At 46.7% G+C, this 25,889-nt stretch carries 21 protein-coding genes; 11 read left to right on the forward strand and 10 right to left on the reverse strand.

The features are described 5' to 3' along the window. Window positions 1-83: 83 nt before the first annotated feature. Window positions 84-1,256 carry a diguanylate phosphodiesterase gene (locus tag MADE_RS00845; protein ID WP_012516696.1) on the forward strand — a complete coding sequence of 391 codons (1,173 nt, stop codon included), beginning with the start codon at window positions 84-86 and terminating at the stop codon, window positions 1,254-1,256. A gap of 48 nt (window positions 1,257-1,304) precedes the next feature. On the opposite strand, the gene MADE_RS00850 is transcribed toward MADE_RS00845, so the two are convergent. Beyond that, window positions 1,305-2,189 (reverse strand): ArgP/LysG family DNA-binding transcriptional regulator, encoded by an 885-nt coding sequence (locus tag MADE_RS00850; RefSeq protein WP_012516697.1) that lies wholly within the window; start codon window positions 2,187-2,189, stop codon window positions 1,305-1,307. Between the two features lie 192 nt (window positions 2,190-2,381). Here MADE_RS00850 and MADE_RS00855 point away from each other — a divergent pair, with 192 nt between their 5' ends. Both MADE_RS00855 and MADE_RS00860 read left to right on the forward strand, forming a co-directional pair. Beyond that, window positions 2,382-2,984, forward strand: a complete 603-nt coding sequence (locus MADE_RS00855) for a LysE/ArgO family amino acid transporter (RefSeq protein WP_012516698.1) — start codon at window positions 2,382-2,384, stop codon at window positions 2,982-2,984. Between the two features lie 107 nt (window positions 2,985-3,091). Further along, a complete protein-coding gene (locus tag MADE_RS00860) occupies window positions 3,092-3,409 on the forward strand; it encodes a DMT family transporter (RefSeq protein ID WP_012516699.1) in 318 nt (105 codons plus the stop codon). Window positions 3,410-3,523: 114 nt separating this feature from the next. Here MADE_RS00860 and MADE_RS00865 read toward each other — a convergent pair whose 3' ends face one another. Continuing rightward, entirely contained in the window at window positions 3,524-4,240 is a 717-nt protein-coding gene (locus tag MADE_RS00865) for a DUF1499 domain-containing protein (RefSeq protein WP_012516700.1), read from the reverse strand. A gap of 164 nt (window positions 4,241-4,404) precedes the next feature. Here MADE_RS00865 and MADE_RS00870 point away from each other — a divergent pair, with 164 nt between their 5' ends. From MADE_RS00870 to MADE_RS00895, 6 genes are all read left to right on the forward strand, one after another. Next, window positions 4,405-5,088 carry a DNA-J related domain-containing protein gene (locus MADE_RS00870; RefSeq protein WP_012516701.1) on the forward strand — a complete coding sequence of 228 codons (684 nt, stop codon included), beginning with the start codon at window positions 4,405-4,407 and terminating at the stop codon, window positions 5,086-5,088. A 311-nt stretch (window positions 5,089-5,399) separates the two neighbouring features. After that, window positions 5,400-6,545 carry an efflux RND transporter periplasmic adaptor subunit gene (locus MADE_RS00875; protein WP_012516702.1) on the forward strand — a complete coding sequence of 382 codons (1,146 nt, stop codon included), beginning with the start codon at window positions 5,400-5,402 and terminating at the stop codon, window positions 6,543-6,545. Window positions 6,546-6,566: 21 nt separating this feature from the next. Then, the gene (locus tag MADE_RS00880) at window positions 6,567-9,668 is read left to right on the forward strand and encodes an efflux RND transporter permease subunit (protein WP_012516703.1); all 3,102 of its coding nucleotides are present in this window, start codon (window positions 6,567-6,569) and stop codon (window positions 9,666-9,668) included. A 57-nt stretch (window positions 9,669-9,725) separates the two neighbouring features. Continuing rightward, the gene (locus MADE_RS00885; protein ID WP_012516704.1) at window positions 9,726-10,223 is read left to right on the forward strand and encodes an alpha/beta hydrolase; all 498 of its coding nucleotides are present in this window, start codon (window positions 9,726-9,728) and stop codon (window positions 10,221-10,223) included. A 212-nt stretch (window positions 10,224-10,435) separates the two neighbouring features. After that, entirely contained in the window at window positions 10,436-12,277 is a 1,842-nt protein-coding gene (locus MADE_RS00890; protein WP_012516705.1) for a bifunctional acetyl-CoA hydrolase/transferase family protein/GNAT family N-acetyltransferase, read from the forward strand. Then, window positions 12,274-13,254 (forward strand): histone deacetylase family protein, encoded by a 981-nt coding sequence (locus tag MADE_RS00895; RefSeq protein ID WP_012516706.1) that lies wholly within the window; start codon window positions 12,274-12,276, stop codon window positions 13,252-13,254. Before MADE_RS00890 ends, MADE_RS00895 begins: the two co-directional genes overlap by 4 nt. Before the next feature lie 42 nt (window positions 13,255-13,296). On the opposite strand, the gene MADE_RS00900 is transcribed toward MADE_RS00895, so the two are convergent. The 3 genes from MADE_RS00900 to MADE_RS00910 all read right to left on the reverse strand — a co-directional run bounded on the left by MADE_RS00900 (window position 13,297) and on the right by MADE_RS00910 (window position 16,194). Beyond that, complete coding sequence (locus MADE_RS00900) at window positions 13,297-14,040, reverse strand: MauE/DoxX family redox-associated membrane protein (protein ID WP_012516707.1); 744 nt, start codon at window positions 14,038-14,040, stop codon at window positions 13,297-13,299. Window positions 14,041-14,161: 121 nt separating this feature from the next. After that, the gene (locus MADE_RS00905) at window positions 14,162-14,680 is read right to left on the reverse strand and encodes a DUF6436 domain-containing protein (protein WP_012516708.1); all 519 of its coding nucleotides are present in this window, start codon (window positions 14,678-14,680) and stop codon (window positions 14,162-14,164) included. A gap of 32 nt (window positions 14,681-14,712) precedes the next feature. Next, a complete protein-coding gene (locus MADE_RS00910) occupies window positions 14,713-16,194 on the reverse strand; it encodes a methyl-accepting chemotaxis protein (RefSeq protein ID WP_012516709.1) in 1,482 nt (493 codons plus the stop codon). Window positions 16,195-16,359: 165 nt separating this feature from the next. Here MADE_RS00910 and MADE_RS00915 point away from each other — a divergent pair, with 165 nt between their 5' ends. Further along, entirely contained in the window at window positions 16,360-17,232 is an 873-nt protein-coding gene (locus MADE_RS00915; RefSeq protein ID WP_012516710.1) for an ATP-grasp domain-containing protein, read from the forward strand. A 141-nt stretch (window positions 17,233-17,373) separates the two neighbouring features. Here MADE_RS00915 and MADE_RS00920 read toward each other — a convergent pair whose 3' ends face one another. The 4 genes from MADE_RS00920 to MADE_RS00935 all read right to left on the reverse strand — a co-directional run bounded on the left by MADE_RS00920 (window position 17,374) and on the right by MADE_RS00935 (window position 22,920). After that, complete coding sequence (locus MADE_RS00920; protein ID WP_012516711.1) at window positions 17,374-18,696, reverse strand: DUF3300 domain-containing protein; 1,323 nt, start codon at window positions 18,694-18,696, stop codon at window positions 17,374-17,376. 168 nt (window positions 18,697-18,864) lie between these two features. Continuing rightward, window positions 18,865-19,479: a GTP cyclohydrolase II gene (gene ribA / locus MADE_RS00925; protein WP_012516712.1), complete on the reverse strand. Its 615-nt coding sequence runs from the start codon at window positions 19,477-19,479 to the stop codon at window positions 18,865-18,867. Window positions 19,480-19,611: 132 nt separating this feature from the next. Next, window positions 19,612-22,449 carry an EAL domain-containing protein gene (locus MADE_RS00930; protein ID WP_012516713.1) on the reverse strand — a complete coding sequence of 946 codons (2,838 nt, stop codon included), beginning with the start codon at window positions 22,447-22,449 and terminating at the stop codon, window positions 19,612-19,614. A 153-nt stretch (window positions 22,450-22,602) separates the two neighbouring features. Continuing rightward, a complete protein-coding gene (locus MADE_RS00935; protein WP_012516714.1) occupies window positions 22,603-22,920 on the reverse strand; it encodes a DUF3630 family protein in 318 nt (105 codons plus the stop codon). 104 nt (window positions 22,921-23,024) lie between these two features. On the opposite strand from MADE_RS00935, the gene MADE_RS00940 reads away from it, so the two are divergent. Beyond that, complete coding sequence (locus MADE_RS00940; RefSeq protein ID WP_012516715.1) at window positions 23,025-23,693, forward strand: glutathione S-transferase; 669 nt, start codon at window positions 23,025-23,027, stop codon at window positions 23,691-23,693. 14 nt (window positions 23,694-23,707) lie between these two features. Here the strand turns inward: MADE_RS00940 and recQ are convergent, their stop codons facing one another. Further along, entirely contained in the window at window positions 23,708-25,549 is a 1,842-nt protein-coding gene (recQ, locus tag MADE_RS00945; RefSeq protein WP_012516716.1) for a DNA helicase RecQ, read from the reverse strand. Window positions 25,550-25,889: the final 340 nt, after the last annotated feature.

Genomic DNA, 25,889 nt, shown 5'->3' on the forward strand with positions numbered 1-25,889 from the left:
ACAAATATAGGCTTGCTCAGCAGGAAATATATCGTCAAAACCACAATAGAGGAGTGTCATTATTTTAATACGCGGAGTGTCACGTGCTTAAGCAGTTGGTTTATCGAAGCAAAGCTACGGAAAAATTTAGTGAGGAAGACTTATCGAAAATAATGTCAGACTCCCTACCGTACAATGAGCCAAATGGCATTACAGGTATTTTGTTATTCGATGGTGAATACTTTTTTCAAGTGCTTGAAGGAGAAAGCGAAAAAGTCGAAGCGCTCTATGAACATATCAAAAAGGACAGGCGTCACAGTGCTATCGTAAAGGTAACAGAAATTGTTATTCACGAACGTAACTTTGGTGCTTGGCTTTTAAGAACCCTGCTGGTTAATCAAGGTAGTCGCTGTTACTGGCTGCCCACAGACCTAAACCTTAATCGAGAAAGTCGAATATTTGCGTTACTAAACAGTTTTGCTTCAGGTAAATGGCGAAACTGCTTGAGTGATGACGATCGCAAGAAAATTAACGCGAAAGTGGCAGTTAAAGCTGCATCTGTTGATGCTTTCGAAAACTCCAACATTCAGTTCGCTTTCCAGCCCATTGTTGATACGTTTAAAGGCAGAGTCTCAACAATAGAAGCATTGATAAGAAGTGACGACGGCAGATACCCTGAAGCTATCCTCGACAGTTTACACGGTGATGAAAAATATAAGTTTGACCTTGAGAGTAAGGCTATAGCAATAGCCCAAGGGGCTAAGTTACTCAACCCATCCCAATCACTTTCGGTAAATTTATGCCCGGGCGCTATCACACATATGCCGAATGTGGCTGACTATTTGTGCTCTTTATTAAATCAACATAAATTAAAACCAAAACAACTGGTGCTAGAGGTCACGGAAACGGAAATTATTAGTGAAAGTGCTGCATTCTACGACGTTATTGCGCGTATACGCTCGCGCGGAATTCAAATCGCTATCGATGACTTTGGTGCAGGGTACGCTGGTTTATCTCTGCTCGCAGATTTTTCGCCCGATATAATAAAACTCGATAGAAAGATTACTACAGGTATTCATGAAGACGGTCATCGTCAGGCAATTACTGAAGCTGTGTTAGAGTTTGGTAACGCGATGGGCATTCCACTGGTTGTGGAAGGCGTCGAAACCATGGAAGAGTGGCTGTGGCTTCAGCATGTAGGTGTTCAAAGGTTTCAGGGCTTTTTGTTTGCAAGGCCGCGGCTTAATGGTCTATCGGAAATAAATTTCAAGTGTTAAAGAGCAACACACAAGCACTGGGTTCGCGCCTTTATAGCGAATAAAAATTCAGGTGAGTTGTGCCTTGGCCACTTTTTTAACTGCTGTGGTTAAATCGGCAAGTGCTGCTGACTCAAGCGTAGTCCAATGCCAAAACAGCGGTACTCCCAGCTCTTTTTGGGGAAACAGTGGGATTAACTCACCCTCTTTGACCTCTTGCGCTACCTGAAGTGTTGGCAGCAGGGCCCAAACCACGCCATCTAACGCCATTTTCACGAAGCCGTGAGACGAGGGATACCAGTGACAGGTAGTAAACGTAGGCGCAATATTTAAACATTCCCTTTGATAATCGGTAAGTAGCGTCACATCGTATTCATCGTACAAAAGCCCCGGCGTATTCATTACATGTTCAGGCGATATTCCGTTACTAAGGTGCCGCTCTATGAAACGAGGCGAAGCATACAGCTGGTAGCGCATGGTGCCTAACCTGACCGACTGGCCACCGGTGACAGGTGTTCCCGTTTGGCTAATGCATGCCATAACCCGCCCTTGTTGTAATATCTCTCTGGTTTGGGTTTGATCTGCGTTGACGATGTGCACCGGATTGGCGTGCTTTTCACTGAATGAAGCCATAACTTGTGAATACCACGTGGCAAGCACATCATTGTTCACTGCTATACTGATAGGTGCTGCCGAGGCTTCTAAACCACTTTTTATATTTAATGCTTCTTCAAGCACACTCACTTTCTGTATATGAGCAAGCAGCTCTTTCCCAAGCGGTGTTGCTTTCAATGGCTTAGTACGCACCATCACCGGGCCACCCACACTTTGCTCTAAGCGTTTTATCTTCTGAGAAACCGCCGATTGCGTAAGATTTAGCGCCTGCGCGCCCTTTTCAAACCCTCCGTAGCGAAGAACTTCGTGAAAGCATCGTAGCGCGTCGTAATCGAGCATGGTGATCCTGTGAAAAGAAGGTTATTAGTATTAATTTAGCTTATCAAAGACAAAAATCATTAATTTAATTTAGCTGCTTAAGGTGTATAAAATCAAGCCAATTATTTAGGTTGCTACGGCGTATTGATAGTCAATGATGAGCAACCAGCTCGTTCTATTTTATTTATCTATTTACTTTAAGAGGCAGACAACATGTTGGCGGCAACAACAAGTGGTTTCGTGATGGGCGGTACCCTTATCATCGCAGTAGGCGCACAAAACAGCTTTCTGATTGAGCAGTCGATGAAAAAGCAGTGGACCACCCTATTCGTTTTACTGTTTATTCTTAGCGATGCCATTTCAATTAGCCTGGGTGCGATGGGCTTTGGCTTGTTGTTGCAAGAGTATCCAATGCTAGTGACGGTGACCAAATGGGCTGGCGTAGCATTTTTGTTATGGATAGCGTTTAACAAGATTAAGTCGTCGTTAGCAAATGATGCCTTGGTGTTAGCGATGGCGAAAAAGCAACTGTCGTTTAAAAAGGCGCTGTTAATTGCATTGGCAGTAACGTGGCTTAATCCACATTTCTACTTAGACACGCTATTGCTAATGGGGAATTTGGCAAGTCAGTGGCAAGAAAATAAATGGTGGTTTGTGGGCGGTGCGATTGGCGCATCCGTAGTGTGGTTTGTGGGGCTAAGTACCCTGACCGCGCGCTTTGCCCATCATATGCAACGTCCCAATTTTTGGCGCTGGTTTAACCGCCTAAATGCGGCCGTGTTGGGGATGGTAAGTATACAGTTGGCAAGCCTTTAGCTAAGACACGCTGAGTCGCAAAATTCTAAGACGCGTTGAAACCCAGGCTTTCGTTGAAACGGTATACTACTGCGGTAAGTCAAACCACTGATTTAAAGGATGTACAGGTGAGCTGGATTTATTTGATAACGGCGGGCTTGCTGGAAATTGGGTGGCCCGTAGGACTTAAAATGTCGCAAGAGGCGGAAACCCGTGTCATGGGCATTCTACTGGCCATAGGTTTTATGGCTGCCAGTGGTTTTTGCCTTTGGATGGCACAAAAACAAATTCCCATAGGTACGGCGTATGCTGTATGGACGGGCATAGGGGCAGCGGGCACGTTTTTGGTAGGCGTGGTGTTTTACGGCGACCCTGCGTCGTTAGCACGCTATTTTGGCGTGGCGCTTATTGTGGCGGGCGTTGTTGTACTTAAACTAGCGCACTAATGTGGAGGCGGCCAACCTGAGCGGCCAAAAGCAAATAAAAAGCCCGTTCGCTTTTCATTGTGAACGGGCTTTTTTACCTTTCTACGCCTCAATTATGCAAGCGTGGGGCTATATTTAGTAATACCCTAGCTGGCTTCTAAGTTCGGCCATAAAAGTTTCAATACGCTCAGCATTTTTGCCTAAATCGCTTTTCCCTACGCGTGATTTACTGCGTACATCAACAAAGGTGTCATCGCTTTTAGCGGTTAACCTGATAACCACGTCGTCTTTGAAGCCGAACCAAGTGGTGGTGTCGGTGGCTTCCAGTGTGTTAGGTAAAGCGCCATCGCTAACGCGTTCCCAACCCAGTGCCTCTATCGCTTTCTCTGCGGCCATATAAACTTCATTGACGGGCTGTGGCAACAGTTGAGTTTTAATTTCAGGGTAGGCTTCTATCTGCTGTTTGGTGACGTCGCCGCCTTCATAGGCTACCGAGTTAGGCGCGCCTTCGCGCAGTGGTGCGATAGCTACAAATTCGGGTGGGTTTGTCACGTCGGTGGTGATATCGTGAATGGGGGGAACCGCGCTTGCCTTGCTCATCATGCTAACCGGCATGCCTACCGCAATTAGCGCAAGAATAGCGCAAACAAGCGTACTGCCCCAGTTTACGTTTTTACGGTTTAGTAATACCTGCAAAATAATAAGTATGATGGCTGCGCCGCCGACATATACGCCGAAGCGTAACGATGTAAACGCGGTGCCTAGGCTGACGCCAGCGTATTGATACAGTGGGCCAGGCAATACCACCATGAGAAAACCAACTATGCTGGTTAGGGCAATGAGTGCTTTCAAGTGAACTCCAAGGTTGTTATTTTAGTTTGACCAACCTACTTTAACAGTCAAATGGGAATTTTGGATTAGTTTCTCGCAATAAAAATGGGGGCCGTTTATTTTGCTGAGCCCTTTTATTTAAGTAAAAACTCTCTACAGCCCGAATCTAAAAAAGGTAAGTCGCATTGCAAAGTGAGACAGTCGATGAAGCTATTTACGTACAACAAGCTGAGTTGTTGGTTGACCTTCTCTCTACCTTCAAGCCTTTTTTTATAAAGGGTATTAGCGAATACGCGCTTATCGAGCTGTTGAAAAAAGCCCCCTATCAGTTTTTCGATGAAGACGCGCTGCGTGACCCACTTATTCTCTTTAAAACCCATTTCGTTTTGTTTCACGCGCTTTATCAATTGAAACGCGATTGGCGCGAGCGAAATGAAGGCGAGTTAGATATTCATGCGCTTAATATTTCGTTAAAGCCCATTGATAAATCAGACGCTGAGCAAAACGACGGGGCCAAATTAAGAGGCAAAGTAATAACGGAACCAGATAAGCTGGCTGAATACTACTTGGATTGGTCTAACTTCGAGAAGACCGACCGCGATAGCGTTGAAACATTATTAAACGGGTTTTGGCAGCGCATGGCAGGGTTGCGAACCGCCAACTATCAGCAAAGTGATATTGATAATGCCCACGACTTACTGGGGGTAAATGAGGCGGATGGCGTATCGCGCATGTCATTAAAGCGCGCCTACAAAAAAACGCTTCAGCGCGTGCATCCTGATAAAGGGGGTAATGGGCAACAGGCGCAAAAGGTTATTCAGGCATATCAGATGCTATGTGCGTACTATTCGCTAAATTCGGCAAAATAGAATGATACTGAGCGTATAATTTCGCATTATTCGTATAATGTATATGGCCTACGGCAGTTAAACGACAACAACGGTAACTTCAGCTTCATTCTCTTTTATTCTGATGTATAAATGCGCACAATATGAACGATAAGAGCGCAGATTCGTACTAACGAGCGTTTAACTGTGCCACACCTCTTCCGATTATCATCGTATCGGTCTAGTAGGGCTGTAGATAATTAGGCGCATTGGAAGCAAACATTCTTAGTTTTATATTGGAAATACGGAACAAAGGCCGTGTTCTGTAAACGTTATTGGGAAATAGAAAATTTATGAGTCGCATTTTTTATGTTACTGCAGCATTAATAACCCTGTTGGGCGTTATTGGGTGTTCGAACGAAGGTGAGCAAGCGCAGCAAGGTGCTCAGCAAGGTAAGCCTGCACCTTCCGTATCGGTAGTTACGCTGGAAAAACAACCTGTAGTACATGAAATGGTGTTGCCGGGCAGAGTTAGCCCGTCTCGTCAGTCTCAGGTGCGTCCCCAGGTAGATGGTGTTATTACCGAGCGCCTATTTGAAGAAGGCGCTTATGTAGAAAAAGGTCAGCAGCTTTATCAAATTGACGAGGCACGCTACCTGGCGCAGCTAAATAGTGCTAAGGCTGATTTAAAAAGCGTAGAGGCAAACCTTAAAACACTGGAAGCGAAAGCTCGCCGTTACGACGACCTTGTGGCGCAAAATGCGGTAAGTAAGCAGGAATACGACGACGTTATTGCCCAAAAAGACCAGGCGCAGGCCGCCATTAGTGTGGCTGAAGCCGCAGTTGATGTGGCTAAAGTAAATATGGGCTATACCAAGGTATACGCGCCGATAAGCGGGCGTATTAGCCGTTCGTTTGTAACCGAAGGTACCCTTGTCACTACCAATCAGGCACAGCAGCTTGCCACCATAACCCAGTTAGATCCTGTTTTTATTGATATGCAAGAATCAGGGTCGTCAATTATCACATTGCGCCAATCAATGCGTAAGCAAGGCTCTATGGACGTAGAGTTGACGGTCGATGAAGTGACCGGTAAGCGCTATGAACAAACCGGAAGCGTAAAATTTTCTGAAGTCACCGTTGATGAGAGCACGGGCTCAGTAACCCTTCGCGCAGAAATGCCAAACCCTGAAGGCGTGTTACTGCCAGGGTTATTTGTAAAAGGCCACGTTATCACTGGCCGTGAAAACGCGCTATTAATCCCTCAGCGTGCCACCACTCGCCAGCCTGACGGCTCGTTGTCTGTGTATGTTGTTAACAAGAACAATGAAGTTGAAGGTCGAACCTTAGAAATTGGCAAAATTTACCGCGATCAGTATGTGGTTTTAAACGGCGTGAGTGAGGGCGAGAAGGTCATTGTAACTGGGTATCAGAAGGTTAAACCTGGTGCAAAAGTTAACCCGTCTGAATGGCAACCGTCATCACGTGGCTCACGATAGCAAGCAAGGGATTTAAGTAATATGGCTCGTTTTTTTATAGACAGGCCCGTGTTTGCATGGGTGCTCGCAATTATCACTATGATGGCTGGTGTACTTGCCATTACTTCACTGCCAATTGAGCAATATCCCAAGGTGGCTCCCCCTTCGGTGACCATTTCGGCAAGCTATCCTGGAGCGTCGGCAGAAACCGTTGAAAACTCGGTAACGCAGGTTATCGAACAAAGCCTAACGGGTATCGACAATTTGCGTTATTTCTCGGCAAGTAGCTCGAACAGCAGCCTGTCGATAACGTTAACATTCGAACCCGGTACCGACCCTGATATTGCGCAAGTTCAAACGCAAAACAAGGTGCAAGGCGCTTTGCCGCTGTTGCCAACCCAAGTGCAGCAGCAAGGGGTAACAGTAACTAAGGCGAACAGTGCTTTTGCACTGGCGGTGGGTTTTTATTCTGAAGACGACAGCATGACGCAGTATGATCTGAGCGACATGTTAGTGTCGAGTTTCCAAGACCCAATATCCCGTGTAAACGGGGTAGGTAATGTGCGGGTTTTTGGTGCGCAGCGTTCTATGCGTATTTGGTTAGACCCAGATAAACTGTATAGCTACAACCTGACTCCCACGGATGTTCAGGCAGCGGTGCAGGTTCAAAACACCGATGTGTCAGCAGGGCAATTAGGTGGTTTACCGGCTATTGAAAATCAGCAAATAAATGCGACTATTCAAGCGCAAAGCCGCCTACAGACCGTAGAAGATTTTGAGAACATCGTACTTCGCGTAAATACCGATGGTTCGCAAGTGCGAGTACGAGATGTGGCGCGGGTAGAGCTTGGTGCACAAAGTTACGATGTTATTGTTCGCTACGATAGAAGGCCTGCTTCTGGCATGGCCATCAGCTTAGCGTCGGGGGCTAATGCCCTAGACACGATAAAAGCCGTAAAAGCCCGGGTTGAAGAGTTACGTTCAAACCTACCTGATAGCGTAAAAGTGGTTTATCCGGTCGATAGCTCACCTTTTATCGAGCTATCTATTGAGTCGGTGGTACATACCTTAATTGAAGCCGTAGTGTTGGTATTTTTGGTGATGCTACTTTTCCTTCAAAACTGGCGTGCCACTCTTATTCCTACTATTGCGGTACCGGTTGTTTTACTGGGTACATTTGCGGTGCTACTGGCCTTTGGTTTTAGTATTAATGTACTGACCATGTTTGCCATGGTGCTTGCCATCGGGCTGTTAGTGGACGACGCCATCGTAGTTGTAGAAAACGTTGAGCGTATTATGGAAGAGGAAGGCCTTTCGCCTGCCGAAGCCACTAAAAAGTCGATGTCGCAGATTACGGGGGCGTTGGTAGGTATTGCAGCCGTTCTTTCAACCGTATTCATTCCCATGGCGTTCTTTAGCGGTTCTGCCGGGGCGATTTACCGCCAGTTCTCTGTGACTATCGTGTCGGCGATGGCGTTTTCAGTATTAGTTGCCATTGTGCTTTCCCCTTCGTTGTGTGCCACGTTGTTAAAACAGCATTCCGAAGATCATGACAAGAACAAAGGCTTCTTTGGCTGGTTTAACCGCACCTTTAACAAGGGGCGTGACCGCTATCAAAGAACCACCACTCACATGGCGAAACGATTTAAGCGCTATTTCGTGGTGTACGGGTTATTAGTGGGCGGCATGGCGTTTATATTTAGCCAGCTTCCAGGTGCGTTCCTTCCCGATGAAGACCAAGGGCGAATGATGGTGCTCGTCAGTACACCGCCAGGGGCAACAGCAGGACGAACGCTAGAGTCAATTAAACAGGTTGAAGACTACATTCTTGAGCAGGAAAGCGACGCAGTTAACGGTATGTTTGCGGTAGTGGGCTTTAGCTTTGCAGGTCAAGCACAAAATGCCGGCATGGCGTTCTTAAACTTTAACGATTGGAGTGTGCGAGACGAGAGTGATTCTGCATTCGCGGTTACGCAGCGCGCGTTTGGTGCCTTTAGCCAAATTCAAGATGCCTCGGCGTTTCCCATAGTACCGCCACCTATCATGGAGTTAGGCAACGCGACAGGCTTCGATATGCAGCTGGTGGATCGCGGTGGAAACGGTCATGAAGCCTTAATGAATGCCCGTAATCAGCTATTGGGTATGGCTGCGCAGAATCCGAAACTTGCAGGTGTGCGCCCCAATGGCTTAAGTGATGTTCCTCAGTTTAAGATTAATATCGACAGTGAGAAAGCATCGGCACTCGGCTTGAATTTAAGTGAGATTAATAACGCGCTTCAAATTGCCTGGGGCTCAAGCTACGTCAACGACTTTATCGATAAGGGGCGTATTAAGCGCGTATATATGCAGGCTGATTTGCCGCATCGTATGACCCCTGAAGACTTAGATAAGTGGTTTGTGCGCAACAGCGACGGCGAAATGGTGGCATTTAGCACCTTCTCTACGACAGAGTGGGTGTATGGCTCACCTAAGCTGGAGCGCTTTAACGGTATTTCATCGGTGAACATTCAAGGTAGTGCAGCACCTGGCGTGTCCTCTGGTGAAGCGATGGCTGAAATGCAAAAGCTGGTTGGTCAGCTACCGCCAGGGTTTGCGGTTGAATGGTCGGGCTTATCTTACGAGGAACAGGAAGCAGGCTCTCAAGCCCCCATGCTGTATGCGCTTTCTATTTTGATCGTGTTCTTGTGCTTAGCCGCCCTGTACGAAAGCTGGTCGGTGCCTTTTGCCGTCATGCTGGTTGTTCCCTTGGGTATTCTAGGCTCGGTAACCGCCGCGTTCATCTTTAACTTGCCAAATGATGTTTACCTGCAGGTAGCCTTTTTAACAACGGTGGGTTTGGCTGCGAAGAACGCGATTCTTATTGTTGAATTTGCAAAAGAGCAGTACGAAAACGGTGAAGATTTAATGACGGCCGTATCTAACGCGGCCTCCCAACGTTTTCGCCCAATTCTTATGACGTCTATGGCATTTATCCTTGGGGTAACGCCGCTAGCGCTGGCAAGTGGAGCGGGAGCAGCAAGTCAGAACGCTATCGGCATTGCGGTGATGGGCGGCATGTTTGCGGCGACATTCTTGGCTATTTTCTTTGTGCCCATGTTCTACGTGATGGTAGAAAAACTGTTCCATAAAGAAGACAAGCAATAAGCAAGTGCGCTAGAGTGAGAAAAAAACGTTTCATTCTTCTACATAGGGATATTGGTAATGACCACAGTTGTTTTTTCTCACGGCAAAGAAAGCGGTCCATGGGGCAGTAAAATAACCACGCTTTCTAATGTAGCGAACGATATGGGCTTTGGTGTAGAGAGTATCGATTATCAAGATCTCGATTGCCCCGAAGCCCGCTTAGAGCGCCTAAAAGAGACCATTGCTGAAAAGTGTAATGACGTTGTTTTAGTGGGCTCGAGCATGGGCGGCTATGTTTCACTCGCCGCGGCGAGCCAAATATCGGCGAGAGGTGTCTTCCTTATGGCGCCTGCGCTGTACTTGCCCAATTACAAAGTTCAGCGTTTTCCCTACGACGGTTACGTGAGTTTGGTGCACGGCTGGAACGATGAGATTGTGCCAATTGAGAACAGCCTTAAGTACGCTCGTCATCAAAAAGCGCAGCTTTTGTTACTTAACGACGGTCACCGTTTAGCAAATAGTAAGTCGGTAATTTCGCCGTTTTTCAGAAACTGGTTGGAAAAGTTTCGCTACTAACCTTTTGTATTCATAAGGTGTGTTGGCTGAAGGCGTGCCTTAACCCCCATGTACTATGATATTCATAAAGCCCACTTCGGTGGGCTTTTTGCTACCTGCTTACGTCAAACACAACCTACGACCAATCGCTTATAGCGCTTTTGGCTTCAAAAGCAGGAATGGGCGTGTTTTTATGGCATGATGAGATATGGCTATGAACAGGGCAGATGGAAATGACATGTAGTTTACCTCAAGCGCCACAGTGGTCTTCTTTAATTAAATCTGGTTGCCGTGTCTTTGTTGGCGGGAACGCGTCAGTACCTCACGCACTCGTGCAGCACCTTATTGATAACAGCGAAGGTTTTAGTGATATAGAGCTTGTGCACATGCTGGCATTAGGCGACACCCGCTGGGTGAAAGAAGAGTACAAAAATTTATTTAAAGCGAACACCTTCTTTATTGGTGGTGATACGATGCGCAAGGCCGTAGATGAAGGGCGCGCAGATTATACGCCGGTTTTCCTGTCTGAAATTTCAAGTTTGTTCAGCGATGGTACCCTTGCCCTTGATGCAGCGCTAGTGAACGTAAGCCCCCCTGATGAATTTGGCTATTGCTCGTTGGGGCCTGCGGTAGATATCGCTATGTCGGCCATTAGGCAAAGTAAAAAAGTCATCGCCCAAATTAACCCGCAAGTGCCTAGAACATCTGGGCACTCCTATATTCACATTAGTGAAATTACCGCCTGTATCGAGGCAGAAGAGCCACTGGTTGAGGTGTCGCCGCCGCCAATAGATTCGGTCGCTGAACGGATAGGGCAGTATGTTGCTATGCTTGTTGACGACGGGGCGACGTTGCAATTTGGTATTGGCAAAATTCCCAGCGCCACCTTAAAGTATTTGTGTAATCACAAAGACCTGGGTATTCACAGCGAAATGCTGACCGACAGCATTATCGAACTGTTGGAGTCGGGCGCAATTACGAATAAAAAGAAGACCTTTCACCCGGGTAAGATCGTCACGAGCTTTGCTATTGGCACGCGTAAACTTTACGACCTAATTGATAGTAACCCTCATATTGAATTTTACCCAAGCAGCTATGTGAATAAGCCTACTAACATAGCCAAAAACGATAATATGGTGGCGATAAACAGCGCATTAGAAGTGGATTTAACCGGGCAAGTGGTGGCCGACTCTCTAGGGTATGACTTTTACAGCGGCATTGGCGGGCAGGTAGACTTTGTCACTGGCGCGTCTATCAGCAAGGGCGGAAAGGCGATCATCGCGCTGCCGTCTACGGCAAAAAATGAAACCATTTCTCGGATAACTCCGCGTATCAGTGAAGGTGCAGGCGTAGTAACGTCCAGGGGCAACGTGCAGTATGTGGTAACGGAGTACGGCATTGCGTCGCTTAAAGGCAAAAGCATTCGTGAGCGTGCATTAGAGCTTATTCGTGTTGCTCACCCTAAATTTCGCGCAGCCTTGCTAGAAGAAGTTCGTCAGCATTATTGGGTGCCTCATTACCAAGAAAAGTACCCTACCGATATACCCGAATTAGGTGCTATACAGCTTAAAAAGCTCAACATACAAGGCGAAACCTTCTATATGCGGCCCTTGAACCCCGCTGATGAGCGGCGTCTTCAAGAGTTTTTCTATTCCCATACCAAAGAAACGCTGAGGCTGCGTTATAACTACGACCCTAAACAAATGTCTCGTGAAAAGTCATGCAATTTGGTGTCGGTGGATCAAAGCGCTGATGCTGCCTTATGCATTGTAAGGCAAGAAGGCTCTCGCATTACCATTCATGCGGTGGGACGTTTTTACTATAACCCTGATGACAATACCTGTGAGGCGGCGTTTGTAACCAGGGAAACCCAGCAGGGCAAAGGGATGGCAAGTCGGCTTTTAAACGAGCTTATCAACGTTGCCAAGGTACGGGGCATTGCAAAAATGATGGCCTATGTACGCGGTGATAACAGTCCGATGATAGCCATATTTGAACAGGCCCAATTCAAAAGAAAATTTACTGGCGACCCCAGTGACATAGAATTAGTACTCGATGTGGCTTCACTGACATGACAATAAAAATATTTCGCGGCAAACATGGCACTAAACACGATTTGGGCAAAGACCACCCAGAGTCGCCCGACCGCTTGTTTGCCATTGACGATCAGCTCCTTTCCTCTGGTTTAGACATGGTGTGTGAACACGCAGATGCTACGCCTATTGCTGAAGCTTACTTAACGCTTGCCCACGACCCTTACTATGTAAAAAGTGTATTTGAACAGGCTGCTCAGGCAATGTTTAGCGACCATGAAAAAACGCAATACTCAGAAAGAAAGGACAGCGTAGCCTGGCTTGACGAGGACACAGGCTTAATGCGACATAGTTTAACCGCGGCGTTAGAGTCGGCGGGGGCAGGCTGTAATGCGGTAGACTGGGTGATGGATGGTGAAGACCGGCAAGCATTTTGTGCAACCAGGCCGCCGGGCCACCACGCCACTTATGATAGTGCGATGGGTTTTTGCGTTTTTAATAACATTGTTATAGCTGCCCGTTACGCACTTCAAAACTATGGGCTTAAACGCGTGGCGATTGTCGACTTTGATGTTCACCATGGCAATGGCACCGAGCAAATTGTTGCAGGCGACCAACGCATAATGCTGTGTAGCAGCTTTCAGCACCCATTTTACCCCCACAGTGGCTCACCAGTGTCGGCCAGTAATATCTTGTCTGTACCTTTAGACGCAGGAACCACTGGTGAGGTATTTCGAGAAAAAGTGCAGCACTGGTTTGATGCCCTTCGCAACTTTCAGCCAGAACTCATCCTAATATCGGCCGGTTTTGATGCTCATGCAGAAGACCCAATGGCTCACTTGCGGTTAGTTGAAGATGACTATTTCTGGGTAAGCGAGCAGCTGCGAATTATTGCCGATGAGTGCTGCAAGGGGCGCATAATCAGCATGTTAGAGGGGGGATATGATTTAAGCGCATTAGGGCGCAGTGTTGTAGCCCACCTTAAAGGGATGAGTCGCCCGTCATCGATAACCCCTTAGGGACGAGGGCGACGTTCTGCGGCTTAGCTCGAACTAACTATGTTAGAGGGCGAGCCAGTTAACCAACATATACAGGCCTGCACCAAACATGGCGAGATTCTCTGTTAACGAGATAAAGCCAAGGGGCAGGTCTGAATTACCGCCAACGCAGGCACACTTAAGCTCTCGCTTGTCTACATATACTGCTTTTATGACAGATACAGCGCCGATTGCACCAATGAATATAGAAACTGGCGATACCATAAGCGCAGGTAGCCCGGCGAGCATGCCTAAACCAGCGTAGGCTTCAGCAAAGGGGTAAACATAAGCGTAACGCACGTGCTTCATTGCCAGCAGATCATAGGTGATAAACTGGTTTGAAAACGCGACTAAATCCTGCAGTTTCTGTAAGGCGAGAATGACCATAGTGATACCGATAAAGTTCATCACAAACGGTTCTACATCAGCGGCTAGGCCGCCTTTTAGCATAAGTGCAGCTACCATCAATGCAGCTAACGAGAAAATAACGATAATGGGCGTATAGCGAGACCCAAATTCACTTTCTTGCTTTAGGTTAAAATAATCTCTTAGGTCGTCGTAACCGCCAATGCGTTTGTCATCAATAAAGGTTTGGGGCGTGGTTTTTACCTCATGCTTTTCTTTAAATGCATCGGTTTCACTGCGAGTCGTTAAATGGTGGTCGTTAACCTCAAAGCCTTTTCTTTCCAGCAAGTCTTTCGACTTGAGCCCAAAAGGACAAATATGGTTCGGCATGACCATACGATAAAGGGTGGCGCGTTTAGACATATTCGACTCCTTGTAAACCTTGCTGTTTTACATTACATGTGAGTAAGAAATACCCAAGTTTGACTGTATTTCAGACAATAAATGACTTTACAAGAATAGCTTACATAATTTGTGCCAGTGACTAGCAGAAGCAGCCTTGGGCATCAGCATTAATGACGGCCCCGTTATAAGGGGATTGGGTGGCGTAGCTTACCACTTGCTCTACTAGGTTTTTACCTGTAAAGCAGCCGTAACCTGTGGCGTAGGGGCCCAAATAGCGCAGTTGATTTTGATTATCCAGAACGATAAGGGCGGGGACAGCGTGAAGCATGGCTTGTAGTGCTGGCACTTCGTCTATGTTAAGCCTAACGCTTTGATACCCTTCGCCAAGCGAGGCTAACAGCTGGTTTTGGTGAGGCGAAGTAAGCGATTCACAATAGCAGCGCGAGGTTGTGCCTACATGAACAACTGAGCCCGCCTTGATGTTTTGATGGTGAAGCAGTTGAACTAGCTTTGTATCGAAGCTAGGCGCAGTGCTAAGGTGAAGAAGCTTTCCGTCTGGATCAAACGAAGACAACTGGCGCTGGCCATACACTAACAGGGCGGTGAGCAGGCTTACCGCCCATAATGCTAACAGTGCCCAGCCTAGGTGTTTTCGCATGTTTCCTAGCGCCTATAATTCGCCGATAACCATTAAAGCTTAAAGCGTTCGATGGCGCTGCGCATGCGCTTAGAAACTTGTGACAACACTTCAACTTCTTCGGCAAGAGACTCGGCTGTTGCTAACTCTTCAGAAGTGAATTCGCTTAAACGGGCAGTGCTTTGTGCAATAGAGGCTGACGCAGTTTCTTGTTCAACGGCCGACGTTGCAATTTCAGTCATGCTCTCGCTCGCCTCGCGAATTTGCTGCATAATCTCAGTCATCGCCGACGTTGCGCTGTCACTAGATACCACGGCTTCATCGACAAGCTGAATACAGGTTTGCATTTGATCTACCGAGCTTGCGGTTTGCGCAACAAGTTGCTCGGTAATACTGGTAATCTGGTCTGCACTTTCTTTAGAGCGAATGGCGAGGGTACGCACTTCGTCGGCAACCACCGCGAAGCCTCTACCGTGTTCACCTGCGCGCGCAGACTCAATGGCCGCATTTAAGGCTAGAAGGTTAGTTTGTTCAGCGACTGCAGTGATTGAGCGCATTGCTTCAGAGATATGCGAGCACTGCTCGTTAAGGGCAGAGTTTGTATCGGCCGCTACATTAAGCGTATGACGAAGCGATTCAATGGTACGACTGGAGTTGGAGATGCTATCGCGCGTGCTTTGAGAAGACGTTTGTGCAGCAGACGCCTTATCGCTGGCAAGGGTGGTTTGCTCAGTAGAAAGCTGCATGGTTTGCGCAATCTCTTCAGATGATGCCGAAACCATCGCGAGCTCTTGGTCGGTATTGCGACTGATCTCGAACATATTATTCGCCGCCGACTCCATCTTATTGCAGCCATTGACTACATCATCGGTAAGGTTTGAGGCCAGTTCAATTAGCGACTTCACTTGGTCAATGAGTTCGGCGAAAGGCTTCACAATGTTACTTTGACGATTTAATGCTACTGTTAAGTCGAGCTTGCCGTCACTTCGCTGCATGTTATCAATGGCTAAACGCAATTCAGCGGCGCCTGCACCTTCTTGGTGGCTTTGTTTTGCCATGTACATCAATACACCACCTTCAGCTAACGCAAACGCGGCATGCATGAGGAGGATTGAAAAGCTAATGTGCCCTTCTTCGAAAATGAAAAGTGGCGCGCCACCCGCCTGTAAAAAGAAAAATGAGATATGGTGAACGGCTACCCCAGCCGTACCTGTTGCTATCACTTTCCAATCTCTAAAATAGGATAGAAACGCGAGTAATACGAATATTTCAAAGTGCACTTCAATCAATCCAAACGACTGGTGAATATGCAGTGCCGTAAGTAGCTGCACCCCGATGGCCATGGCGTGGCGGCTAAGTGCAGAATACGGCGACTGAAAGCTTAACATTAAAGGGACCGCTGCGATTGGCACGCCAAAGATAAATGCAGGTAATAATTCTCCGGTAAATACGCCAATTGCAGCAGCAATGACGAGCTGAACAACGATTACTACGCGAAAAATTTTATGACCTTCAAGGAGCCAAGGGTACTGCATGCTATTCTCCAACAAGTGTTTGGATTAAAGTGTAGGTTATAAGCGTGGGCTGTGCTAATTTCCCTCAATTTTACGTAAGGTATAGATTTTGCGCCATTTAACTTTAGGCTAGTCGTGAATCGTTACTCACCTCAAGTCGTCTCTACTATTATCAAGGAGCCTCTTATGCCTTCAGTTGCCTTTCTTTCCACAGATAACCTTGAAGACTTTTTTGTCTATGACGAATTACTCATCCCTTACTTCAATCAAAAGGGCTGGATAGTAGACACCATATCTTGGCATGCGGCGTCGGTGAACTGGGACGCTTTTGACTATGTTATTGTAAGAAGCACTTGGGATTACCAGCAAGATGCCAATGCGTTTCTTTGTTGTCTTAAACAAATAGAAGCCTCCCGCGCCACACTGTTCAACCCTCTTTCTCTTATGCAGTGGAATATAGAAAAGTATTATCTTAGAGACTTAGAAAATAAAGGCGTTCCCATTGTAGAAACGGTGTGGGGAGATACCTTTAATAACACTGTTATAGGCGATGCCTTTTTGAAGTTCGATAGCGATACCCTCGTCATAAAACCGGTTTTAAGCGCTAATGCCGACGATACCTTTAAGCTATCGCGAGACACATGGGAAAAAGATGCACACCTATTAAGTGAAACCTTTGGGCAGCGAAATTTTATGGTTCAGCCCTTTTTAAATAGTGTGGTAGAAGAAGGGGAATACTCGCTGTTCTACTTTGGTGGCGCGTTTAGTCACGCCAATAAAAAAGTGCCCAAGCAAGGGGATTTTCGGGTGCAAGAAGAGCATGGAGGAAGCTTACACTTAGTTACTGTAGACAGTGAACAATTGGATATTGCCCAAAAAGCGCTATTGGCGATGCCTTGTGAAGCGCTCTATGCGCGAGTGGACTTGGTTCGTCAAAAAGGGGAATGGGCCATCATGGAGTTGGAGCTTATCGAGCCATCGCTGTATTTTAATTTAGATGAGCAGTCGCCACTTCGCTTCGTCGAGGCATTAGTCAATTGTTATGAGGCGCAGAGCTAAAGGAATACAAAAAGGGCTTGCAAAACCTTCTCTGCAAGCCCTTAAAAATATCATCGCAGGTGGCGGATAACGCTATTTGCGTTGCGCGGTTGTTTAACATTCCTTTTTAAAGTGTCGTGAAAAAAGACCTTCAATAGACATTCAGTGCTTATCGCTATTGCCTCTCGAAACGCTTCGTTCTACTCGAGATACCTGCCGATTGGATTTCTCCCGTTTTACTGGTCTATTGTTGCTTGCTCGCTCAATACGCTTCGGTTTGTTGTTTGCTCGCTCAATACGCATTGGCTTAGTACTTTCCCGTGCAATCGAGCGATTCTGTGGGCTTGTTTTCTCAATGTGCTGGCGATTAACGTGTCGTTTAGGTAAGCGCTGTATTTCGTCTCCTCGATTAGCAAACCGTTTTGGCGCTTTTACTGGCGCTACGCTTTTTGCATTGTCTCGTTTTAACTGCTTTAACGTGTTGTTTCTTTGTGGCTTTTCACTTCTAACATGGGATTGGTTTCGTTTTAACGCGTGCTCAATCGACGGCTTGCGATTTATTGTGCCTTGCTTGTTAGACAGATGCTTTGCCCGGGCCACGCCCGCTTTTTCAAAGCGTGAAGGAGCGCTATGCACAACGGGGTTTGAGTAGCGAGCACGGCGATGCACCGTATTGTGTTCCCAACGGCGATAGTCCTTACTTACTACACGCTTTCTGGGACTGCCACGATAATACCGGCGCACGGGCTCGCGGTGAATCACCACATGGCGGTTATGCCAGTGAACACTGCCAAAAAAGAAAGCGGTGGAAAGATGTATACTGGGTGACCAAAATACATTGCTATGGTGGTGATAACTTACCTGATGGCGCCAGCGTACGGGCGATGTTGTATGCCACCAATGACCGTATACAATGTGGGGGTCGTAGTAGGGCACATATACCACCTCTCGCTGGCGGGGCTCGATATAAATGACTTCACGGGTGTGCCGGCGCTCGGTTTCAACTTCAATATAGTCGTTAGTCACCAAGTTGCCTGTATTATGGGCGTGTTGGCGAAGCACCTGCACACGGTCAAGGACCCGGCTTTGGTCAATTAGCACATTGTCGCCAAGTTGCTGTAACCACTGAAGATCATTCGCCATGGTGTTAAGCAAGTCAGTAAATGACGCGAGGGCTTTTACACTGGGGTCCCAACTTACATTGGCAAGTACATTATCTACCTGTTGAGGCGTAAGGTGCTTATTGCTTTGACGCCAGCGATCGGCGGCCACCACATCTAATGGATAGGTGGCAGCTATCAAGATATGGGTAAGTAATGTATCTGGGTACAGCGCTATGGGGGCAAGCACGCTGTCTAATTGCGCATCAGAATACTGCTGCGTAGATGCAGAAGTTTGGGTTAAGCCCGTACTGGATTGTGCTAAGGCAGGCAGTGCGGCTGTGCTTGAAAGCGCAAAGAGTACAGATAAGGTTATGCTTTTCATACATTCTCCTTACATTGCCATTAGGCGGTTACGACCGCTTTTTACGCGCAATGTGGTAAGTCTGTATACGTTATAACCCACCTAGAATTAACCCAACCTGAATAGAAAACGCCCACGTAGTTTGTGGGCGCTTTACGAGATTATTTGGGCTCGTTTACTTAAGCATATTTATTTGAAAACGTGGGGGTCAAAGGCGTGACCTAGCTTCTCCGTCTTTGTTTTTAAATAATTTTTATTGTCTTTGGTAATGCCGTGATCAATAGGCTTTCTCGCCACCACGTCAATACCTAATGCTTTAAGCGCCGCCAACTTTTTAGGGTTGTTCGTCATCAGCTCAACGTGTTTTACGTTTAGCGTATCCAACATAAGCTTACAAATATCATAGCTTCTTAAATCGGCGTCAAAGCCGAGATGTTCGTTAGCTTCAACCGTATCCATGCCGCTATCTTGAAGGTTATAAGCACGAATTTTATTTAAAAGGCCTATTCCGCGCCCTTCTTGTCGCAAGTAAAGCAGTACACCATGACCGTTATCAACGATATTTTGCATGGCTTTTTCTAGCTGGAAGCCACAGTCGCAACGGGTACTAAACAAAGAGTCACCGGTTAAGCACTCTGAATGAATACGAATTGGTACCACGTCATCTTCTTTCCACTCTCCATAGGAAAGGGCAACGTGCTCTTGGCCGCTGGCTTCTACAAAACCGTGTATTTTAAAATCACCCATACGTGTGGGTAATTTTGCGGTACTGACATATTCGTATTTAGGCTGTTTGCTGCTCATGTTACTTCTACACTTTGGACAGTAGGCAATAAGTGGGGACGACTTCTTTTTTTGCAAGTCTACCACTTTATTATACGCGAGTTGATGCTTGTGCTATCACTTTTTTCGCGCAGTGTGCATTACGAAAGGTTATTACAGGGGTTTAAAATCACGTAGTGGGGCAGGTTTTGCAACGCCGTACCCTTGGGCAAAGTCGACACCCATTTTGCCTAACTGCGCCAGAGTTCCTTCATTTTCAACAAATTCGCCAACGGTCTGCATGCCCATCGCTTTCGCAACATCATTAATTGACGCGACCATGGCGGTGTCTACACTGTCGTTGAGCATATCTTTGATAAACATTCCGTCAATCTTAACCTGGTTCACCGGCAAGCTTTTTAAGTAGCTGTAAGAAGAGAACCCGCTGCCAAAGTCATCAAGAGCAAATGAGCATCCCAGTCGGTTGAAGGTGCGCATAAAAGAAAGGGTGTCTTCCATTTTGATAATGGCGACCGATTCGATGACTTCAAAACACACCTTGTTGTAAGGAATATTAAAGGTTTCAAAGGCATTTAATATGAATAAGGTGAAGTCTCTATCTGCCAAAGAGTGACAGTTAAGGTTGATGCTGCAACGCTTAAGCTCAGCAAGGTGTTCAGGGTTTTCCGATAGCCATTTAAACGTATTGGTCACCACCCATTTATCGACGTTCACATTCATCTCAAAACGTTCTGCGGTAGGCAAAAAGTTAGCGGGCTCTACTAAGTTACCGTTCTTTTCTCTAAGTCTTAATAACACCTCGTAATAGTGACCGTCGGTGGTTTGATTTAATGGCCTTAGTGACTGGTAATAAAGCTCGAAGCGACCCTCTTCTAATGCGTTGTTAATCGACGATACCCAGTCGAGCTCTCGCTGATAACGCTGCATACTTTCGTCGTCTTTATTGTATCTGTGAACTTGATTTCTGCCTTGTTCTTTCGCGAAATAGCAGGCGGCGTCAGCCATACTCAAATACTGTCCTGCGTTTACCTCTGTGTCTTCACACACCACCATGCCTATACTCACGCCCAAATTGAAAATGCGGTTATCCCACATAAATCGATAGGCCTGTACCGCATTTAGTATTTTTACCGCGTTTAGGTATACTTCGTTAGCATCAACGTCTGTATAAATGACGCCGAACTCATCGCCACCGAGTCGCGCTAGCAGCGCTTCATCATGCAAGGTGTTCTCAATTAAGCGGGCGATGTCTTTTATCAACACGTCGCCGGCTTTATGGCCGCAGGTGTCATTGACAACTTTGAAGCGGTCTAAATCCATAAAAAGTATGCAAACCGGAATATCGCTTTTTTGTGAGAGCTTTTCTCTAAAGTCAGTTTCAAACTGGCGTCTGTTGTATACCCCGGTAAGCGAATCGTGAGTAGCTAAGTATTGAAGGCTTAAGTCAGACTGTTTTTTCTCAGTAATATCAATGATAGAACCGTAAAGGAAATTACCGTCGTCGCTTTCTCTCATCTGGCATGACAGTGAGAACCAAAACTCACTACCATCTTTGCGTTTTCCACGAATTTCTTTACCCGTTACATGACCTTGTTGAGAGACCTCGCCAAGTAGCACTTGTCTGTCTTCTGGCGAGGCGTAGAAAACTTTGGTGCTGGCAGCATCGGCAAGCATTTCCTCTTCGTTCTCGTACCCAAATACCTTACACGTGGCAGGGTTTACCGACTTTAGCTTTCCATCCCAGGTAGAGGTGTAATGTCCCTCGGCTGAATTTCTGAATAGATCATAGAAGTGGTTTAAGTTTGAAATAGTCTCTGCTTGCGTAGATAGCTGATCCTGATTTTTGGCTTGCTCCTTGGTAATGACAGAGAACCCTAGACACAAGAACCCCAAGGTGATGAACAGCAGCATGCCCATGGCAACATCAACCGTATAAATAAGGTCGCTAAATAAATTCAGAGTGACTAAGGCATAGAACGCGAAAAACGACAGCCATGCTAATGCGTAGGTAGTGCTAACCACACGGCTGACCTTGTCCTTAAATAAAAGGGCTAGTGCCACGTGGTAGAGGCCCATAACCGCTATAAGCAGTAGCAGAGATATTGTTGTGGTATAGGCATCAACGGTTAAGCAGTAAATGGTAGCGGCGATGGGCGCAGCATAATTAATTGCACGCAATAAAAAAGGCACGCGAGGAAACAGATGATGGGTTACTTTGCCAACGCACAGTAAAAGCATGCCGAAGCATACGGCGAAAAAGTTCTCGCTGGCATTCGTTAGGTTGGGCCATACGGCTAAGCCACCTTCGGTTATAAAAAGCAGTGCGATAATGACTAAGGTTGTCATAGTGAGCCAGAACCGAGAAGGAATACGCTGATATAAATAGGAAAATAAAAAATAAAAGGCGATAAGCGACATCACGCCTGCTACTGCACCTAATAGCGTAAGCATATTGGTATCGTGCTGATGAAGCCGATCTCTTTCCCATAGCGCGATTGGAAAATACTTAAGGCCGTCATCTTTAACAGCAATTAACAGTCTCGCATCTTGATAGGGCTGAAGTGTAAAGGCGAGGCGTATATTTGGCAGGGGTTGGCGCAGCGAGTAGTCCCCTTTACCGGCCTGATAGCGATAAGATTTGATAATTCGCTGACTGTCGTCGAGCAAGTAAATTTGTAGGTCGTCTATGTTTAGTCTATCGATATTAAGCACTAAGGGAATAGGGCTGTAGCCAGTGTGTTGAAGCGATGTTGAATACCACACCCGCTTATTAGTGTTAGGTCCTGGCGAGGGGGCAACGGCGCTGCCGCTTAGAATATCAAAGTAAGTCGTGCTGCTCGGCGCTTCTAAACGCTGGGCGAAATGATTAATAATGTCTCGCTCGAACGATTCATTGATAACCAGGGGACTACTCGCGAAAACATGAAAGCTAAACATTACCCAACTAATGAGCAAAGCTGATACATACTTTGTTAGCCGGGCTAATACCACTTGTTAATTCCTTCAAGCGCTTAATCAGAGGATGCTTAATTATCAAAGATAAAACGTAGAGTCGCTAAGTCTACTGATTCCTCGCGTGTTTTCTTTAGAATAATACGAGTTTGGCTGAAAAGCCAAACTCGCAACTCTGTGCAGTATGTCGTGCTATACGCTTTGAAGATAGTCATTAATGACGCCGGGAGACTGCTGCGTGCCTATAGGTTCAAGCCAGATGGCTTCACATAGCCATTCTATACACAGCATGCATTGTAAGTCAGTATTGCTCGATTGTGCCGTAAGTATGGCTTGAAAGCGATCTGCCCCCCAGTCTGCCTCAGATAGTGTGAAATTAAATAGCTGGCAAAACTGCTCTGCCCACTGCTGCGTTTTAAGTGGAGTGGTGGGCAGTGAAAGGCGAATTTCTACGCTGTGTTCGCTAACTACTGTGTGTTGTCGAATGTCATTTATGGTTAAAACCGGCATAGAACTTATCAATTTAGTGGTTTTATAAACCCGCTTGGGCAAAAAGAGGTATATAGTACATCACAATAACAAAAGCGTTAAACCAAGCGTATTAAGGACGGGGTATGCTAACACTTCATCATTTGAATAACTCTCGCTCACAGCGAATTCTTTGGCTACTTGAAGAGCTGGGGGTAGAGTACAAAATAGAATTTTACCAAAGGGACAGCCAAACTAACTTGGCGCCTGACTCATTGCGCGCGGTGCACCCGTTAGGACGCTCTCCCGTACTCACCACGCCACATGGTGCAATTGCAGAATCTGGCGCTATTGTAGAGTATCTCGTGCGCAACCATGCGACCGCGTCGTTCACTGTTCCACAAGACCCCGAAGCACTTCAGCAATATTGGTTCTGGCTGCACTTTGCAGAGGGCTCGCTAATGCCGCCACTGGTGGCTAATTTAGTTCTGGAGAAAGCACGTCAAAAAGGGTCTAAACCATTTTTCATTAAGCCAATTACTAATAAGCTGATAGATGGCATCATAAACGCTTATTACGGACCGAATTTGGCGCAAAGCTTGCGTTATGTAGAATCTTACTTGGCAAAGAATACCTGGTTTGCTGGTGATGAACCCACCGGTGCAGACGTACAAATGATATTTCCGTTGGAGTCATTGGTAGCAAGTGGTCGTGCAAAAGACTTTAGTGCTATTCAAGGGTATGTGAAACGGGTTCATGCCAGAGAGACATATAAAGCCGCCTTAGAAAAAGGTGGTGAATACGCCTATGCCTAGCGCTTATAAGTGCGCTAGTGCTCGCGGTTGATATAATCGTCGATAAGTTGGATAAAGGCCTCGCCGTAGCGCTCTAGCTTGGTTTGGCCTACACCGCTCACATCTAGCATAGTGTTGCGCGTGGTAGGCAGTTTGCACGCCATATCAACTAAGGTTGCGTCACTAAATACCACGTAGGGCGGCACCTCATTCTCTTCTGCCAACACTTTCCGTAAGTGCTTAAGACGAGTGAATAAGGTTCTGTCGTAGTTGGCAGGCGCTTGCTTCGCTTTTTTCTTATCCGGTTTAAACTCAAGTCGCGGTACAGCAAGCTGAACGTCCACTTCGCCTTTAAGAACTGGGCGGGCCGCTTCTGTTAACCGCAAGGCCGCATGAGCGGTAATATCTACACGAATAAGGCCTTTGTGCACAAGTTGATTGATAATGTTGTGCCAATAACTATCTGATTTATCTTTACCTATACCGTAGGTAGAAAGCTGGTGGTGCCCGGCTTCTTGAAGTCGCCTAAGCTGCTTTCCGCGCAGCACATCGATGACGTATTGGCTTGACGCCTGCTGCGAAAGCCGCAGTACACAAGACAGTACTTTTTGAGCGATAACCAAACCGTCAATCATCTTTGGCGGGTCTAGGCAAATATCACAATTGCCACAGGCGCTGTCACTAAACTGAGAAAAGTAGTTTAGCAAGACTTGCCTACGGCAGGTTTGGGCTTCAGAGAAAGCTTCCATTGCTGCGAATTTCTGCAATTCTATTTGGTTGCGCTCGGCAATCTCACCTTGCTCTATCCACTGCTTTACACGGGCAGCGTCTTTTTCATCAAACAATAATAAGGCTTCAGATTCCAGACCGTCTCGCCCAGCGCGGCCTGTTTCTTGGTAGTAGCTTTCTACACTTCGCGGCACATCGTGATGCACCACATAGCGCACGTTAGATTTATTAATGCCCATGCCAAAGGCCACCGTGGCTACAACGATATCGATTTTGTCATTGAGAAACTGGCGCTGAACAAGCTCTCTCTCGTCGCTATCCATCCCTGCGTGATAGGCCGCACATCGAAAGCCTTGTTTGAATAGCTTCGCGTGAAGGTCGTCTACTTTTGCCCGGCTGTTGCAGTAAATAATACCGCTGCCTTCCTGCTGCTTAACATAAGCAACCACTTGGTCGAATGCCTTGTACTTGCTCATTACCCGATAGCGTATGTTGGGTCTATCGAAACTACCTTTGTAAACCAAAGGGGCGTGCAAGTTAAGCTGGGTGAGTATGTCAGCTTGCGTTGCCGTATCTGCGGTGGCGGTTAGCCCGATTACGGGAATAGAGGGAAAGCGAGATTTAATTTGGCCAAGGGCGCGATAGTCTTGCCTAAAGTCGTGCCCCCAATGAGACACACAGTGCGCCTCATCGATAGCAAAAAGCGCAATGTCGGCATTGGCAAGCGACTGCTGAAAATAGTACTGCATCAAACGCTCAGGTGACACATAAAGCAGGTCTAGCTTTCCTGCCTGCAATGCGTCGTTAATACCCGCTTGCTCATCGGCTTCTAACGTGGAGTTTAGGTAAGCTGCTTTTACACCTAAGGCCTTCAGCTGCTCTACCTGGTCTTGCATCAATGATATAAGCGGCGACACAACAATGGCTGTTCCATTTCGCACCAGCGCAGGAATTTGATAACACAGCGATTTACCGCCACCAGTAGGCAGCAGCACGAGTGCGTCTTTACCTTCACATACGCGGTGAATGACTTCGCCCTGACCGTCGCGAAAAGCGTCGTAACCGAAGACATCTTTTAAAATGCGTTCTGGTGTTTTTGCACTTTGCGTGTTGGAGCTTGATTCAGATGGAGCAATTGCAGTTGTCATGGCGCTGGATTTTACGCGTTTTTAGCGATGTCTTCACGGGGCAATTTAAAAAACTAGACTAAAATTCAGCGATAGCCTTTCTCATCAGGCACTTGTGTTACCTGGTGGTATATTTAATGAACAAAACTAATAAGCAGAGTAAATGAAATACGGTGCTATAATTCGCAGCGCAGTATGCCGGTGACTTGCAGGATGAAATTGCATCATGAAAAAAGCGAACATATTGCCTTAAGCACAGGTACCTATATGCTGGAGTAGGATGCTGCTTAGCGCGTGTAACGCCGCCTTGTAGCGCCAAAGCTCGACAAGTGCAAGTGATGTGAGTGGTATCAACGGGAGA

It is taken from the genome of Alteromonas mediterranea DE, assembly GCF_000020585.3.
Classification (GTDB): Bacteria; Pseudomonadota; Gammaproteobacteria; order Enterobacterales; family Alteromonadaceae; genus Alteromonas; species Alteromonas mediterranea.

What these genes read in the sequence shown, in the direction of transcription:
- MADE_RS00920 (WP_012516711.1), bottom strand. Translation starts at nt 18,696, where the DNA reads ATGAAAAGCATAACCTTATCTGTACTCTTTGCGCTTTCAAGCACAGCC.
- recQ (WP_012516716.1), bottom strand. Translation starts at nt 25,549, where the DNA reads ATGACAACTGCAATTGCTCCATCTGAATCAAGCTCCAACACGCAAAGT.
- MADE_RS00935 (WP_012516714.1), bottom strand. Translation starts at nt 22,920, where the DNA reads ATGCCGGTTTTAACCATAAATGACATTCGACAACACACAGTAGTTAGC.
- MADE_RS00890 (WP_012516705.1), top strand. Translation starts at nt 10,436, where the DNA reads ATGACATGTAGTTTACCTCAAGCGCCACAGTGGTCTTCTTTAATTAAA.
- MADE_RS00915 (WP_012516710.1), top strand. Translation starts at nt 16,360, where the DNA reads ATGCCTTCAGTTGCCTTTCTTTCCACAGATAACCTTGAAGACTTTTTT.
- MADE_RS00895 (WP_012516706.1), top strand. Translation starts at nt 12,274, where the DNA reads ATGACAATAAAAATATTTCGCGGCAAACATGGCACTAAACACGATTTG.
- MADE_RS00855 (WP_012516698.1), top strand. Translation starts at nt 2,382, where the DNA reads ATGTTGGCGGCAACAACAAGTGGTTTCGTGATGGGCGGTACCCTTATC.
- MADE_RS00850 (WP_012516697.1), bottom strand. Translation starts at nt 2,189, where the DNA reads ATGCTCGATTACGACGCGCTACGATGCTTTCACGAAGTTCTTCGCTAC.
- MADE_RS00880 (WP_012516703.1), top strand. Translation starts at nt 6,567, where the DNA reads ATGGCTCGTTTTTTTATAGACAGGCCCGTGTTTGCATGGGTGCTCGCA.
- MADE_RS00885 (WP_012516704.1), top strand. Translation starts at nt 9,726, where the DNA reads ATGACCACAGTTGTTTTTTCTCACGGCAAAGAAAGCGGTCCATGGGGC.
- MADE_RS00905 (WP_012516708.1), bottom strand. Translation starts at nt 14,680, where the DNA reads ATGCGAAAACACCTAGGCTGGGCACTGTTAGCATTATGGGCGGTAAGC.
- MADE_RS00910 (WP_012516709.1), bottom strand. Translation starts at nt 16,194, where the DNA reads ATGCAGTACCCTTGGCTCCTTGAAGGTCATAAAATTTTTCGCGTAGTA.
- ribA (WP_012516712.1), bottom strand. Translation starts at nt 19,479, where the DNA reads ATGAGCAGCAAACAGCCTAAATACGAATATGTCAGTACCGCAAAATTA.
- MADE_RS00940 (WP_012516715.1), top strand. Translation starts at nt 23,025, where the DNA reads ATGCTAACACTTCATCATTTGAATAACTCTCGCTCACAGCGAATTCTT.
- MADE_RS00900 (WP_012516707.1), bottom strand. Translation starts at nt 14,040, where the DNA reads ATGTCTAAACGCGCCACCCTTTATCGTATGGTCATGCCGAACCATATT.
- MADE_RS00875 (WP_012516702.1), top strand. Translation starts at nt 5,400, where the DNA reads ATGAGTCGCATTTTTTATGTTACTGCAGCATTAATAACCCTGTTGGGC.